10 protein-coding genes are annotated in these 14,729 nt (G+C 71.6%); 8 read left to right on the top strand and 2 right to left on the bottom strand.

The features are described 5' to 3' along the window. Positions 1-144: 144 nt before the first annotated feature. Entirely contained in the window at positions 145-1,038 is an 894-nt protein-coding gene (bioC, locus tag ACW5E8_RS09900) for a malonyl-ACP O-methyltransferase BioC (RefSeq protein ID WP_456965366.1), read from the bottom strand. Next, the gene (locus tag ACW5E8_RS09895) at positions 1,035-1,958 is read right to left on the bottom strand and encodes an alpha/beta fold hydrolase (protein ID WP_456965729.1); all 924 of its coding nucleotides are present in this window, start codon (positions 1,956-1,958) and stop codon (positions 1,035-1,037) included. Before ACW5E8_RS09895 ends, bioC begins: the two co-directional genes overlap by 4 nt. 276 nt (positions 1,959-2,234) lie before the next feature. On the opposite strand from ACW5E8_RS09895, the gene gabT reads away from it, so the two are divergent. The 8 genes from gabT to ACW5E8_RS09855 all read left to right on the top strand — a co-directional run bounded on the left by gabT (position 2,235) and on the right by ACW5E8_RS09855 (position 14,690). Beyond that, positions 2,235-3,515 carry a 4-aminobutyrate--2-oxoglutarate transaminase gene (gabT, locus tag ACW5E8_RS09890; RefSeq protein WP_456965365.1) on the top strand — a complete coding sequence of 427 codons (1,281 nt, stop codon included), beginning with the start codon at positions 2,235-2,237 and terminating at the stop codon, positions 3,513-3,515. 7 nt (positions 3,516-3,522) lie between these two features. After that, entirely contained in the window at positions 3,523-5,322 is a 1,800-nt protein-coding gene (locus ACW5E8_RS09885) for an aminotransferase-like domain-containing protein (protein ID WP_456965364.1), read from the top strand. A gap of 95 nt (positions 5,323-5,417) precedes the next feature. Then, positions 5,418-6,287, top strand: a complete 870-nt coding sequence (locus tag ACW5E8_RS09880; RefSeq protein ID WP_456965363.1) for a carbon-nitrogen hydrolase family protein — start codon at positions 5,418-5,420, stop codon at positions 6,285-6,287. Positions 6,288-6,340: 53 nt separating this feature from the next. Continuing rightward, positions 6,341-8,752, top strand: a complete 2,412-nt coding sequence (locus ACW5E8_RS09875) for a TonB-dependent receptor (protein WP_456965362.1) — start codon at positions 6,341-6,343, stop codon at positions 8,750-8,752. Between the two features lies 1 nt (position 8,753). Further along, positions 8,754-10,235: a sulfotransferase gene (locus ACW5E8_RS09870; RefSeq protein ID WP_456965361.1), complete on the top strand. Its 1,482-nt coding sequence runs from the start codon at positions 8,754-8,756 to the stop codon at positions 10,233-10,235. Then, positions 10,232-11,434 carry an MFS transporter gene (locus ACW5E8_RS09865; RefSeq protein WP_456965360.1) on the top strand — a complete coding sequence of 401 codons (1,203 nt, stop codon included), beginning with the start codon at positions 10,232-10,234 and terminating at the stop codon, positions 11,432-11,434. The genes ACW5E8_RS09870 and ACW5E8_RS09865 overlap by 4 nt, the downstream gene beginning before the upstream one ends. Beyond that, on the top strand, positions 11,431-12,912 hold the full coding sequence (locus ACW5E8_RS09860; RefSeq protein WP_456965359.1) for an NAD-dependent succinate-semialdehyde dehydrogenase: 1,482 nt from the start codon (positions 11,431-11,433) through the stop codon (positions 12,910-12,912). The genes ACW5E8_RS09865 and ACW5E8_RS09860 overlap by 4 nt, the downstream gene beginning before the upstream one ends. Then, positions 12,912-14,690: a serine hydrolase gene (locus tag ACW5E8_RS09855; RefSeq protein ID WP_456965358.1), complete on the top strand. Its 1,779-nt coding sequence runs from the start codon at positions 12,912-12,914 to the stop codon at positions 14,688-14,690. The genes ACW5E8_RS09860 and ACW5E8_RS09855 overlap by 1 nt, the downstream gene beginning before the upstream one ends. Positions 14,691-14,729: the final 39 nt, after the last annotated feature.

The raw sequence follows: 14,729 nt of genomic DNA, 5'->3' as shown, positions 1-14,729 counted from the left end.
GCTTCGACATGCGGCGAGTGTAGGCAGCGATGGGCGCGGCATGATGAACCGCGCCCCTGTTGCGCGGCGGCCGAAGGTCGATGGCGCGCCCTCACGCGGCATCCCGTCGCGGGCCTCCCGCCCCGGCACCCGCGCCGGCGCGCTTCAGCTCCTGCGCCGCCGTACCGGAATGCCCGCGGCCGGGAAGCGCGCCACGTCTTCGCCGCCCTCGCGGATCGGCTGTCCGTGGGCCGGCGCCCAGGCCAGGGCGGTGATGGTTTCCCAGGTCGCCGGCAGCAGGCCGTCGTCGCCGCGCCACGGCTCGTACGCGGCCTGCGCGGCGGCGAAGCGGCCGCGCCCGGTGAGCGCGCGACGGCGCGCGGACAACGCGTTGGTGGCACCGAGCTGGCGCAGGCCGCGCATCAGCCCGGCCATGTCGGCGTGGCCATGGACGTCGACCTCGCGGTCGAGCACCGGATCGCGGAAGCCGGCACGCATCAGCGCATCACCGAACTCGGCGATGCCGCCGAAGGGCGAGACGTGCGCGCTGTCGTCCGCGGCGGAAAAGGCGGCGCGCAGCTCGTGCAGCGTGTCCGGGCCGAAGGTCGAACACAGCAGCAGGCCGCCGGGCCGCAGCACGCGGCGGAAGCCGGCGAACAATGCGTCGAGATCGTCGACCCACTGCAGGCACAGGTTGCTGAAAATGAGATCGACGCTGTCGTCGGCCAGTGGCAACGCGCGGGCGTCGGCGCAGACGCGGTCGATCGGGCGCTGCAGCGGGTTCCAGCCGCGCTTTGGCGCGACCTGGCGCAGCATCGGCAGGGCGAGGTCGATCGCGACCACGCGCGCCTTCGGCCAGCGTCGACGCAGCTCGACCGCTGCGGTTCCGGGGCCGCTGCCGAGGTCGACGATGTCGGCGGGCACCTGTTCACCGAGGTATTCCAAGGATTCGAACAGGCGCGACTCGACCTCGCGCTGCAGGTCGGCAGCGGCGGAGTAGCTGCCGGCGGCGCGCGAGAAGGCGCGGCGAACCTGGCGGCGGTCGAAGATGTCGTTCATGCCGTTCCCGCCTGCGTGCCGGCCTCGGTGTCGGCCTGCGTGCCGGCATGCGTCTTCAGGAGGAAGCCGGCGACCGCGTCGGCCACCTCGTCGGCGTGGGTGAGGAACGGCGCGTGGCCACCGTGCTCGATCTGGACGAAACCGGCATCGCGCGCGCGCGCGGCGGCGGCACGCATCGCGCGCGGATCGACCACGCGGTCGCGGCGGCCGGCGATCCAGAGGCTGGGGACTTCGAGCGCCGGCAGCACCGAGCGCTGGTCGACCGACTGCAGCATGTCCAGGCCCTGTGCCAGCGCCTCCGCCGGCGGCTCGCCGCGCGCGAACACCTCGTTGCGCAGCGCCCGGAGCTCGCCGCGGGCATCGTCGGAGCCGAAGGCCTCGAGCGCGATGAAGCGCTCCAGGGTGCCGTGATAGTCCTCGCGCAGGCCGCGGGCGAAGCCGGCGAAGATCTCGGGCGACATGCCGTAGCGCGCGTCGTCACCCATCGTCGCCGCCGTGACCGCGGCGGCTGTGGAGTCGGCGGCCATGGGAGCGGCTACAGCCGCGATGGGGACCGGGGCCGCAGCCAGAGCGGCTCCTGCAATGGAGGACTCGCGGACGAACCGCGGCGCCGAGCACATCATCACCAGCGCCGGCACCTGCGCAGGCCGCGTGGCCGCGGCGCGCAGCGCGAACATGCCGCCCAGCGACCACCCCAGCCAGGGCGCCACCGGTACCTGCGCGGCAACCGCTTCGACCACGGCGTCGGGCTCCAGCGCCACCGCGCTGTCGCGGCTGCGGCCGTGGCCCGGCAGATCGACCAGGTGCAGTTCGAAACGGTCGGCCAGCCGCTCCACCAGCGACGCGAACACGCCGCCGTGCATCGCCCAGCCGTGCAGCAGCACCAGCGGCGCGCCGGCGCCGTGGATCTCGATGTGCAGGTCGGTGCTCACCCGGCCGCCGCTGTCTCGTGGCGCGGCCGGGAGGCCGGGGTGGCAGATGGCATGGCGGATATCCGGGAGCGATGCGGGGAACAGGGAAGTCTGGAAACCGCGCCGCGCACTGTCAACCGCACGTAGCCGGCAGCGGTTGACGACGGCGGAATCGACCCGGTGATCGACCAGCTGCGGCACTGGACCCATCAACCGGATCATACTGGCCCTATGATCGCCCCGGCGTCCCTCGCAATCTGGCCCCAAAGCCAAGGAGTCCAGACCGTGACCGATCGCCAGACGCTGCTGCAGCGCCGCGCAGCCGCCATTCCACGCGGCGTGGCGACCGCCATGCCCAACTTCGCCGACCGCGCCGAAAACGCCGAAATCTGGGACACCGATGGCCGCCGCCTGGTCGATTTCGCCGGCGGCATCGCCGTGCTCAACGTCGGGCATCGCCATCCGAAGGTGATGGCCGCGGTGCGCGACCAGCTCGACCGCTACACCCACACCGCCTTCCAGGTGATGGCCTACGAATCCTATGTGACGCTGGCCGAGCGCCTGAACGCGCTGGCACCGATCGAGGGCCCGGCCAAGACCATCCTGTTCTCCACCGGCGCCGAAGCGGTGGAGAACGCGGTCAAGATCGCCCGCGTCGCGACCGGCCGCCGCGCGGTGATCGCCTTCTCCGGCGGCTTCCACGGCCGCAGCTTCATGGCGATGGCGATGACCGGCAAGACCGTGCCCTACAAGCGCGGCTTCGGCCCCCTGCCGGGTGACGTCCACCACGTCCCGTTCCCGGCCGCGCATCGCGCCGGCACGGTGGAGGAGAGCCTGGAGGCCCTGGAGAACCTGTTCCGCACCGACGTGTCGCCCGAAGACGTGGCGGCCATCGTCATCGAGCCGGTGCAGGGCGAGGGCGGCTTCCTGCCGGCGCCGACCGAGCTGATGCAAGCGCTGCGCCGGATCGCCGACGAACACGGCATCGTCCTGGTCGCCGACGAGGTCCAGACCGGCTTCGGCCGCACCGGGCGCATGTTCGGCATCGAACACAGCGGCGTCCGCCCCGACCTGATGGTCGTGGCCAAGTCGCTCGCCGGAGGCTTCCCGCTGTCGGGCGTGATCGGCCGCGCGGCGCTGATGGACGCGGCCGAGCCCGGCGGGCTGGGCGGCACCTATGCCGGCTCGCCGATCGCCTGCGCGGGCGCGCTCGCGGTGCTGGACGTCATCGAGGAAGAGGCGCTGCTGGAGCGCGCATGCGCCCTGGGCGCGCGCGTGGAAACGCGATTGGCGTCCTTCGCGCAGCGCACGGACCTGCGCCCGATCGGCAACGTCCGCGGCCAGGGCTCGATGCTGGCCTTCGACCTGCTGGCCCGCCGCGGCGAGGCCGCGCCCGATCCGGCGGCGACCCGCGCGGTATTGCAGCGCGCCCACGCCCTGGGCCTGGTGCTGCTGGGCTGCGGCGGCCTGGGCGAGGCGATCCGCCTGCTCTACCCGCTCACGATCACCGACGCCGTGTTCGACGAAGGCATGGCGCTGCTGGAAGAGGCACTGAAGGCCGACTAGGGATGCGATGACCAGCGAGTCCTGCACCGCCGAGCTGCTGTCGATCACCCTGGATCCGGGCAGCCCCCTGAGCCTGCAGCAGCAGCTGCGGCAGCAGGTGATCGATGCCATCCACCGCGGCGCGCTGCGGCCCGGGCGCAGGCTGCCGTCGTCGCGCCTGCTGGCCGAGCGCATCGGCGTCTCGCGCAACACCGTCAGCCTGGCCTACGACGCGCTGGTCGCCGAAGGCCACCTGGCCGCCCGGCCGCGCAGCGGGCTGTTCGTGTCCGCCGGCACGACCGGGGCCGCGGTCGGCCGCACCGCGCGCGGCGTCGCGCCGGTGTCGCCGCTGTCGCTGCGCCTGCGCCCGGCCGCCGACGAAGCCGGCTTCCGCTGCCCGCAGCACTGGCACCGCTATCCCTTTCCCTTCATCGACGGCCGCGTGGATCCTGAGCTGGCACCGGTGGCGGAATGGAGCGAGGCGATCCGGCTGGCCGGCTCGCGCCACGAAGTCGTGCAGTGGCCGCTGGAAGCCGGCAGCCGCGACGACTCCATGCTGATCGAGGAGATGCGCGGCAAGGTGCTGCCGATGCGCGGCATCGAAGCCGGCGCCGACGAGGTGCTGGTGACGGTCTCGGGCCGCCAGGCGCTGCAGATCGCCGGCGAGATCCTGGTCCGGCGCGGCACGCCGGTGGTGCTCGAGCGGCCCTTCGACCCCGAGCTGGAACGCCGCCTGCGCCGGCGCAACGTCGAGGTCTCGATCCTCGACCCTGCCCTGCGCGGGCCGCTGCCGCAGGGCGCGGTGGTGGTCACCAGCGCGCGCCACGGCATCACCGCCGGCTCGGACTGGCCGCAGCGGCTGCTCGCGCGCGTGGCCGCGGCCGACGGCCTGGTGATCGAGCAGGACGTGCCGGCCGGCGTCCAGGATGGCGGGCGCATCGCACCCGCATTGCGCGCGCTCGACCACGAGGGACGCGTGGTCTACGTCGGCAGCCTGGCGCCTTCGGCCTCCTGCGGCGAGCCGCCCGGTGTGCTGGTGGCACCGGCGGTCTTCATCGAACGCGCGCGCCGGCTGCGCCGCAACCAGGGCGCCGTGCCGCCGCGCGTGCTGCAGCGGGCCTGGGCCTACTTCATCGGCCTCGGACACTACTCGGCGTCGCTGGTGCGCGCCGGCCGCATCCTGGCCGAGCGCCGCACCGCGCTGCGCGACGCGCTCAACCACTACCTGCACGAACTGGTCAGCATCGACACCGATCCCGGCGCCAGCGCCTACCGCGTCAGCCTGGGCGTGGATATGGACGCGCACGAACTGGCGCGGCAGGCAGCCCTCATCGGCGTGCTGGTCGAACCCTTGCGCTATGCCGATGGCCGCGAGGCGCTGTGCATGGGCGTGACCGGCATCGCCGCCGACCGCATCCGCGAGGGCGTGCGCAACCTGGCGCGCCTGGTGCGCGGCGACCTGGCGCCGGCCTCGCGGCGCCTGCAGGACGAGAGCATCGCGCCACTCGACGGCAAGTCGCTGCGGCGGGTCATGGCCGGTGGCACGCTGCTCTACAGCACGGTCTACGGCGAACCCTGCACGCTGGAAATCCAGGCCGATGGCGCCCTGGCGGGCACCGCCGGCTACACCGACGAGGACCGCGACACCGGCCACTGGTGGGTCGAGGACGGCCGCTGGTACCGCCAGTGGCGCAGCTGGGCCTACGGCGAGGCCTCCGGATTCACCGTGGTGCTGGATGGCGACCAGGTGCGCTTCCACGGCGAGGACGGCCTGCTGGTCGATACCGCGCTGCTCACCCGCAAGGCGCGCACGCGGGCGCGCAAGTGAGCCCCTGGCACCATCGCTTGACCCCATCTGGATCTAAGCGCGGGCGCGATGCCGGGCCTACCGTCGGCCACGTGCACATCGAACAGGATCGCGCCTTGCAGAACAGCGACACCCCCGCCGGCTTCGGGATTGCCGGGCTCCAGCTCGCGCTCGCGCCGGGCGACAACCTGGAACGGATCGCGAGCGAAGTCGCGCAGGTCGCCAGGCGCTTCCCGTGGGTGCGGATGGTGCTGCTGGGCGAACTGGGCTGCTTTGGCGCCAGCACCGGCCACGCGCAGTGCCTGCCCGGCGACGCCGAGGAGGTCCTGCGCGGCATCGCGCGCGACCACGGGATCTGGCTGGTACCGGGCTCGCTGTACGAGCGCGACGGCGACCGGGTCTACAACACCACGCCGGTGATCGACCCCAAGGGGGAGGTCATCGCGCGCTACCGCAAGATGTATCCATTCGCGCCCTACGAGCGCGACGTGTCGCCGGGCAGCGAGTTCGTGGTCTTCGACGTGCCCGGCGCCGGCCGCTTCGGCGTCTCGATCTGCTACGACATGTGGTTCCCCGAAACCACGCGCTCGCTGGTTGCGCTGGGTGCGGAGGTGATCCTGCACCCGACGCTGACCAACACCATCGACCGCGACGCCGAAGTCGCGATCGCCCGCGCCAGCGCGATCACCAACCAGTGCTATTTCGTCGACATCAACGTCGCCGGCCAGCTCGGCGTCGGCCGTTCGGTGGTCTGCGGCCCGGGCGGTGAAGTCATCCACGAAGCCGGCAGCGGGCGCGAAGTGATCGCGTTCGAGGTCGACTTCGCCTACCTGCGCCGCTGCCGCGCCCGCGGCTGGAACGGCCTGGGACAGCCGCTGAAGAGCTTCCGCGACGGACGCGCCGTGTTTCCCGCCTATGGCGCGCCCAGCGCGCCTTCGTCCGCGCTGGACGCACTCGGCCCCCTGGAGCTGCCGGGAGCCGAGTAAGTCCAGCCACACATCCAATCACGCTTTTTCGATTCTTGCCTGGGGAGGCCGAGATGAACAACGCCATGCACGCCAGCCACATCAAACCTGGCCACCGCCAACCCTGCCGCTCGCTGCTCGCCGCGGCGATCGTCGCCGGCCTCATCGTGCAGGCGCCCGCGCTCGCCCAGGACACCGCAACCGACGACGCGGCGCGCGTCCAGCCCACCGAGCTCGACACCATCGTGGTGACCGCGCAGGGCCGCGAGCAGGACATCATCGCCGTGCCCTACAACATCAGCGTGGTCTCGGGCGAGGCGATCGAGGCGCAGAACATCCTCGACACCGCCGAACTCATGCGCGGCGTCGCAGGCGTGGCCGTGGTCGACCGCGGCGCGCGCAACTCCAGCGTCGTCAGCGGCATCCGCATCCGCGGCCTCAACGTCGACAGCTCCGCGCTGGGCGACTACGCGGTCTCGGCGATGTCGCCGGTGGCGACCTACATCGACAAGACGCCGCTGTTCGCCAACTTCCTGCTCTCCGACATCGACCGCGTGGAAGTGCTGCGCGGGCCGCAGGGCACGCTGTACGGCTCCGGCGCGCTGGGCGGCGCGGTGCGCTTCCTGCTGCGCCAGCCCGAACTCGACGTCTGGAGCGCGCGCGCGAGCCTCAGCGCATCGAGCGTCGACGGCTCCGGCGGCATCGGCTGGTCCGGCTCGGGCACGCTGAACCTGCCGCTGGCCGAGACCCTCGCCCTGCGCCTCAACGTCACCAGCAACGACTATGCCGGCGTCACCGACTACCGCAACGTCTACCGCCTGGACGCCGAAGGCATCCCGACCGCGCCCGACGGCATCTTCGCGCCCACGGCCGAGTACGAGAACGCCCGCGACGCCGACACCGTGCGCCAGAACTACGGCCGCGCCTCGCTCTTGTGGAAGCCCAGCGACACCTTCGACCTGACGCTGAGCTACATGGCCCAGGCCGACCGCTTCGGCGGCCGCCGCGGCACCAGCCTCGGCAACGACGGCTGGGGCGTGCCTTACGACGACCTCGAAGTCGGCTCGGTGCAGCGCGAACCCGCGGCGCGCCACGTCAACCTGTCCAGCCTCGAGGCCAACGTCGACCTCGGCTTCGCCACGCTGACCTCCAGCACCTCGTACTACAACCACGAGGGCGACATCACCAGCGAGAACACCGGCTTCTACGCCCAGAACGGCTGGCTGGGCTTCTACTACAACTACCCGCGGCCGCTGGCCACGGCGGTGCGCAGCCACGGCGAGAAGGCCTTCACCCAGGAGCTGCGCCTGATCTCGCAGACCGAAGGGCCGTTCGACTACGTGCTCGGCGCGTACTACCAGGAGCAGGACCGCTACGCGACCCAGGTCAGCTACCTGCGCGGCTTCAAGCGCTGGTGGGACGCCGCCTTCCCGGGCATCGAGGACGCGGTGATCAGCGACGTCGACTTCGACTACCGCCAGGACGAGACCTTCAAGGAAACCGCGGTCTACGGCGAGCTGACCTGGCACGCCAGCGACAGCCTGGCGTTCACCGGCGGCTTCCGCCATTTCCGCCACGAGGCGGAGACCGATGTCGCGCAGACCACCAGCAACTGGGCCTCGCTCGTCGACAGCTCGCAGTCGCACGGCGAGGAAAGCGATACCCGCACCCTGTTCAAGGGCAACGTGTCCTGGTTCTTCGCGCCGCACAGCCAGCTGTACGCCACGGTCTCCGAGGGCTACCGCCGCGGCGGCACCAACGGCACGCCGACCACCGGCAACTTCGCCGAGGACCCGGCGTGGACCAGCTACAAGTCCGACACCGTGCGCAACCACGAGCTGGGCATCAAGGGCCGCATCGGCAGGGCCAGCTACAACGCCAACGTGTTCTACGTCGACTGGGAGGACCCGCAGGTCAACAGCTCGACCACGTGGTGGGGCTTCTTCGCGGTGCAGAACGCCGAGAAGGCGAGCACCCGCGGCGTGGAGCTGGAACTGGCCGGCGGCATCGGCGAGGGCTTCAACTACAACCTGGGCTACACCTACACGAAGGCGGAACTCGAGGCCGACGCCGTGGCCGTCGACGGCGCCTATATCTACGGTTTCAAGGGCGACGCGCTGCCCGGCGTGCCCGAGCACCGCTTCAACGCGGGCGGCAGCTACGGCATCCCCGTGGGCCGTGGCCTGCTGACCATCCGCGGCGACGCCTACTACCAGTCGGAGTCGGAAAACGCGCTCAGCCTCAACCCGAAGTTCCAGCGCACGCTGGACGGCTTCCCGCTGTTCAACGCCTCGGCCACCTGGAGCGTCGACAGCTGGGACCTGACGCTGTGGATGAAAAACCTCGCCAACGAACAGGGCGTCAGCGGCGTCTACACCGAGGAATACATGGGCACGGCGCCCGCCGAGGGCTACTTCGGCAACGGCTCCAAGGCGCTGGTGACGCTGCCGCGCACCGTGGGCGTGACGATCGGCTACCGTTTCTGACATGGATGCAGGTCAGCCGGTCGGGGCGATGACGGACGCCGCCGGCGATGCGCTGCGGCGGATCGACGCCTTGCATCGCAGCGGCGAGGCCGCGGCCTGCATCGACGCGATGCACGCACTGGCGGTCGACGCCGACCGGCAGCCCGACCTGCTGCAGGAGCTGGGCCTGCGCTACACCCTGCTCGGCCTGTTCCGTGAGGCCGAGCGCTGCTACCTGCGTGCGCTCGCGCTGCATCCCGACGACCCGTCCTGCCTGTACAACCACGCCACGACGCTGATCGCGCTGGGCCGGATGGACGAGGCGGAGGCCGCGCTTGACCGCGTGGTCGCGCAGGCGCCCGGCGACGGCGATGCCTGGTACAACCGCTCGACGCTGCGCCGGCAGCTGCCAACGCGCAACCACGTGGCCGAGATCGAAGCGCGGCTCTGGCAGCTGCCCGACTCCGACCCTGCTCGGGTGCCGCTGTGCCACGCGCTGGCCAAGGAGCGCGAGGACCTGGGCGAACACGCCGCCTCGTTCGCGGCGCTCAAGCGTGGCGCCGATGCGCGCCGGCGCCGGCTGCAGTACCGGGTCGAGGACGACCTCGACACCATGCGCCTGATCGCCGACACCTTCGATGCCGACTTCTTCGCGCGGCAGCACGCCGGGCGCGACGACGCCCGGCCGCTGTTCGTGGTCGGCCTGCCGCGCAGCGGCACCACCCTGGTCGACCGCATCCTGTCCTCGCATCGCGCAGTGACCAGCCGCGGCGAAAGCGCCGCTCTGGCACAGGCAGTGGTGCGCCTGGCGGGCGCGGCCAGCGGCAAGGCCGACCTGGTGCAGCGCACGGCGCGGATGGATTTCGCCGCCCTGGGCCGCGCCTACTGCGACACCCTGCCCAGCGGCACGCTACCCGGCGGCAGCCCGTCCAACGGCCGCCGGCCGGCCGGCGACCCCGCGCGCGTGATCGACAAGACGCCGGGCAATGCCCTGTACCTCGGACTGGTGGCCGCGGCGCTGCCGCAGGCGCGCATCGTCCACCTGCGGCGGCATCCGATGGACGCCTGCTACGCCATGTACAAGACCCTGTTCCGCATGGCCTATCCCTTCTCCTACGACCTCGACGACCTCGGCCGCTATTGGCTGGGACACAGCGAGCTGATGGCGCACTGGCGGCGCGTGCTGCCCGCCGACCGCTTCCTGGAAGTGGACTACGAGGCGCTCGTGGACGAGCCCGAGGCGGTGAGCCGCCGCCTGGTCGCCCACGCCGGCTTGGACTGGGACCCGGCCTGCCTGGCCTTCGACCGCAATCCGCAGCCGACGCTTACCGCCAGCGCGGCGCAGGTGCGGCAGCCGGTCTATCGCAGTTCGGTCGGGCTGTGGCGCAACTACGAACACGAACTGGCGCCGCTGCGGCGGCGCCTTGAAGAGGCCGGCGTACCGATGGGCGACCCTGTGCCCGGTGACCGCGGGTTCGACCACCACCGGGATCCCGCCGCATGAATGCCACCACCAACCCGCCCGCCAACGGGATCCCGGTCGCGCAGGCACCGGACCGGCTGTGGCTGTACGCGCTGCTGGCGCTGATCGCCACCGCCGGCTTCTTCTACGTCAACATCATGGCCGCGATCGTCGACGGTCTGGTCATGGGCCTGGGTTTCACCAACCCGCAGGCCGGCACGGTCGGCGCGGCCAACATCTATGGCGCCAGCGTCGGCAGCTTCCTTGCCGTGCTGCTGGTGCGGCGGCTGCGCTGGCGGCCGGCGCTGTTCGCGCTGCTGTCGGTGCTGCTGCTGCTCGACCTGGGCTCGCTGGCGATCCGCGAACCGGGACTGCTGACTGCGATGCGCGCGCTGCACGGCCTGGTCGGCGGCCTGGCGGTGGGCATCAGCTATTCGGTGATGGCGCGCACGCACTCGCCCGACCGCGCCTTCGGCATGCTGCTGCTGGTGCAGTTCGGCCTGGGCGGCCTGGGGGTGATGTTCCTGCCCGGGCTGGTGCCCGAGTACGGCGCCGGGATCCTGTTCCTGACCCTGGCTGCGCTGACTGCGTGCTCGATGGTGGCGCTGGCCGTGATCCCGCGCTTCGACGGCGAGGCCGGCGCGTCCGGGACCACGAACGTGAAGACGCGGATGCCCGGCGCGCTGCGCACGACGGCGGTGCTGGCACTGCTGGCGCTGTTCCTGTTCCAGGCCGGCAACATGGCGCTGTCGGCCTTCATCATCCGCCTGGGCGAACACTTCGAACTCGGCCGCGACTTCATCGGCCAGGCGCTGGGCTGGGCGACCTGGATCGGCGCCGCCGGTGCGGGCCTGGTGATCTTCATGGGCACGCGCTTCGGCCGCATGCGTCCGATCCTCATTGCGATGCTGCTCACGCTCGCCGGCACCGCCGGCTTCTTCTGGAGCGGCATGCAGCCGGTGTTCTTCCTCGCCAACATCGGCACCGCGATCACCTGGTCGTTCGTGGTGCCCTACCTCTTCGGCATGCTGTCGCGGCTGGACCCTTCCGGACGGCTGGCCACCCTGGGCGGCTTCATGTCCAAGCTGGGCCTGGCCTCGGGCCCGCTGGTCGCGGGCAAGGTGCTGCACGCGGACGACTTTCACCTTCTGATCAGCATGGCCGTGGTCACGCTGTTTCTCTCCGGCGTGGTGGCCATGGCCGCCGCACGCCGGGTGGACCACATGGAGCCTGCGTCATGAGCGAAACGACATCCCCCGCATCGCTGTCCCTGTCCGACCCGGGGCTGCTGCGCACGCGCGGCCTGATCGATGGGCAGTGGCTGGACGCCGACGACGGCGGCACCTGCGACGTCACCAATCCCGCCACCGGCACGGTGCTGGGCACGATCCCCGACATGGGTGCCGGCGAGACCGGGCGCGCCATCGATGCCGCGCACGCCGCCTTCCCCGCCTGGTCGCGCACCACGGCGAAGGAGCGCGCCGACGTGCTCAAGCGCATGCACCGGCTGATGCTCGAGCACCAGGACGACCTGGCGCGCCTGATGACCGCGGAGCAGGGCAAACCGCTGGCCGAGTCGAAGGGCGAGATCGCGTACTCCGCGGCCTATCTGGAATGGTTCGCCGAAGAGGCGCGGCGCATGTACGGCGACACCATCCCCGGCCACGCCGCCGACAAACGCATCATGACCCTGCGCCAGCCGGTCGGCGTGGTCGCCGCGATCACGCCGTGGAATTTCCCTTCGGCCATGCTCGGCCGCAAGATCGCACCGGCGCTGGCCGCCGGCTGCACCGTGGTCGCCAAGCCCGCGACGCAGACGCCGTACTCGGCGCTCGCGCTGGGCGTGCTGGCCGAGCGTGCCGGCCTGCCACCGGGCGTGCTGAACATCGTCACCGGCCGCGACGCCGCGGCGATCGGCGGCGAGATGACCGGCAATCCCAAGGTGCGCAAGCTCAGCTTCACCGGCTCCACCGGCGTGGGCAAGAAGCTCATGGCGCAGTGCGCCGAGGGCATGAAGCGCGTGTCGATGGAGCTGGGCGGCAACGCGCCCTTCATCGTCTTCGACGACGCCGACCTCGACGCCGCGGTCGAGGGCGCGATGGCCAGCAAGTTCCGCAACACCGGGCAGACCTGCGTCTGCGCCAACCGCCTGTTCGTGCAGGAGGCGGTGTACGACGCCTTCGCGGAAAAGCTGGGCGCAGCGATCGCGAAGCTGCGCGTCGGCGACGGCCTGGCCGGCGCCACCGAGCAGGGCCCGCTGATCGACACCAAGGCGCTGGAGAAGGTGGAAGAGCACGTGGCCGACGCGCTGGCCAAGGGTGCGCGCGCCGCCATGGGCGGCAGGCCGCATGCGCTGGGCGGCACCTTCTACGAACCCACGCTGCTGCTGGACGCGACGCCCGGGATGCTGCTCGCCAGCGAGGAAACCTTCGGCCCGGTGGCGCCGCTGTTCCGGTTCGCAAGCGAAGACGAGGTGCTCGCGCTCGCCAACGACACCGAGGTCGGCCTGGCCGGCTACTTCTACACCCGCGACCTGGCGCGCGCGTACCGCGTGGCCGAGGCGCTGGAGTGCGGCATCGTCGGCATCAACACCGGGCTGGTCTCGACCGAGGTCGCGCCGTTCGGCGGCGTCAAGGAGTCGGGCATCGGCCGCGAGGGCTCGAAGTACGGCCTCGATGACTACACCGAGCTGAAGTACGTGTGCATCGGCGGGATCTGATGCCGGTGCGGCGCGCGGTGATCGGCACGCTTGCCGCGCTGATGTTGCTGGTCACGGGCAACGCTGCGGCGACCGATGCAGCCAGCACCGGTACGCGCGCACTGCTGGACCGCGACACCCTGCTGTCGGGCACCTACCGCCGCAGCGTCGACCTGTCCGCCTACGCGCCGCTGCCCGACGCGCTGCCGCCGACGCAGCGCTTCGAAGGCCGGCTGCGGCTGTCCGGCCAGCCGTCCACACGCACCCTGGTGACGCTGGACGGCTTCCTGGGACCGGGCGACGTCGCGGCCGCCCGCACGCTGCCGCAGGACATCGACATCGCCTTCGTGCAGGACGGCGACGTCCTGGTCCCCGCACGGCGCGGACCCATCCCCGGCACGCATCCCTGGTGGGAGCTGGTGTTCGAAGCCGGGCGCGCCTGGGACGAGCCCGGCGACGCCGGCTGGACGCGCGCGGCGATCCCCTTCGCCCTGGTGCAGAGGAACGCCAACTGCACCCACAACGGCGTGCTGATGCTGCTGTTCAAGTCCGACGGCCAGGTCTCGCGGGTGGCGATGCAGGTGTCGTCCGAGACCTGTCATTACCTGCAACTCGATATGTGGGGCCTGCTGGAGGCCGGTTACGTGCCGGGCCCGGTAGCGGACAGCGATGGGCTCGTCGCCGCCCACGCGCGCGAAGTCGCCGCACGCCTGCCGGTGCGGCCGATGTCGGCACTCGCCGTCGACCACCCCGGCATCGACCCCGACCGCTTCGCCATCGGCGCGCCGCGCGGGCGCACGGTGCACGGCGTGGTGTTCGAAGGCGTCCACTACCGCTCCGGCTGCGACACCCGCCACGGCGCATACCCGTACTGCGACGCGATGGACCTCCCCTCATACTCGATCGCGAAGTCGGCGGTCGCCGGCATCGCGCTGATGCGGATGGAACGGCTGCACCCCGGCGTCGCCGATCTGCCGGTGAGCGACTTCGCGCGCGCAAGCGGCTGCATGACGGAGACGTGGGACGGCGTGCGCTTCCGCCACCTGCTCGACATGGCCACCGGCCAGCACGACGCGCCCGCCTACATGGCCGACGAGGACGATGCCAAGCTGCGCGGCTTCTTCGCGCCCGACACGCACGCGCAGCGCCTCGCCTTCGCCTGCGAGGCCTACCCCCGGCGGGAGGCGCCGGGCGCGCGCTGGGTCTACCACACCTCCGACACCTACCTGCTGGGCACCGTGCTGCAGGAAGCGCTGCGGCGCCTGCCGGGCAGCGAAGGCGACGACATCTTCGACGACGTGGTCTGGGCCGGCGTGCTCGGTCCCATCGGCCTGAGCCCCACCGCGCGCGTCACGCGACGCAGCCACGACGCCGCGCGCCAGCCGCTGTTCGGCTTCGGCCTGACCCTGCTCGGTGATGACATCGCCAAGCTGGCGCGTTTCCTCGGCAAAGACCAGGGCCGCATCGATGGCCGACCGCTGCTGGACCCCACGATGTTCGACGCCGCGATGCAGCGCGATCCGCAGCGGCGCGGCCTGCAGGTGGCGACGCTTGAGCGCTACCGCTACCAGCACGGCTTCTGGGCGCGCGACCTGCAGCCGGAGCTCGGCTGCGCAGGGCCGACGTGGGTGCCTTTCATGTCCGGCTTCGGCGGCATCACCGTGGCGATGTTCCCCAACGGCGTGGCCTGGTACAACATCGCCGACGACGGTCTGCTGGCCTCGATCGACTTCGCGGCGCCGGCGGTGGAAGCGGCGAAGCTGGGGCCGATCTGCAGCGACGACGCACAAGCCCGATAGCGGCGCCCACCGGGACAACGATGTTCCCCGGGACGGCGG

Source organism: Luteimonas sp. A649 (genome assembly GCF_054072735.1).
This window is presented reverse-complemented; position numbering and strand designations above follow the sequence as displayed.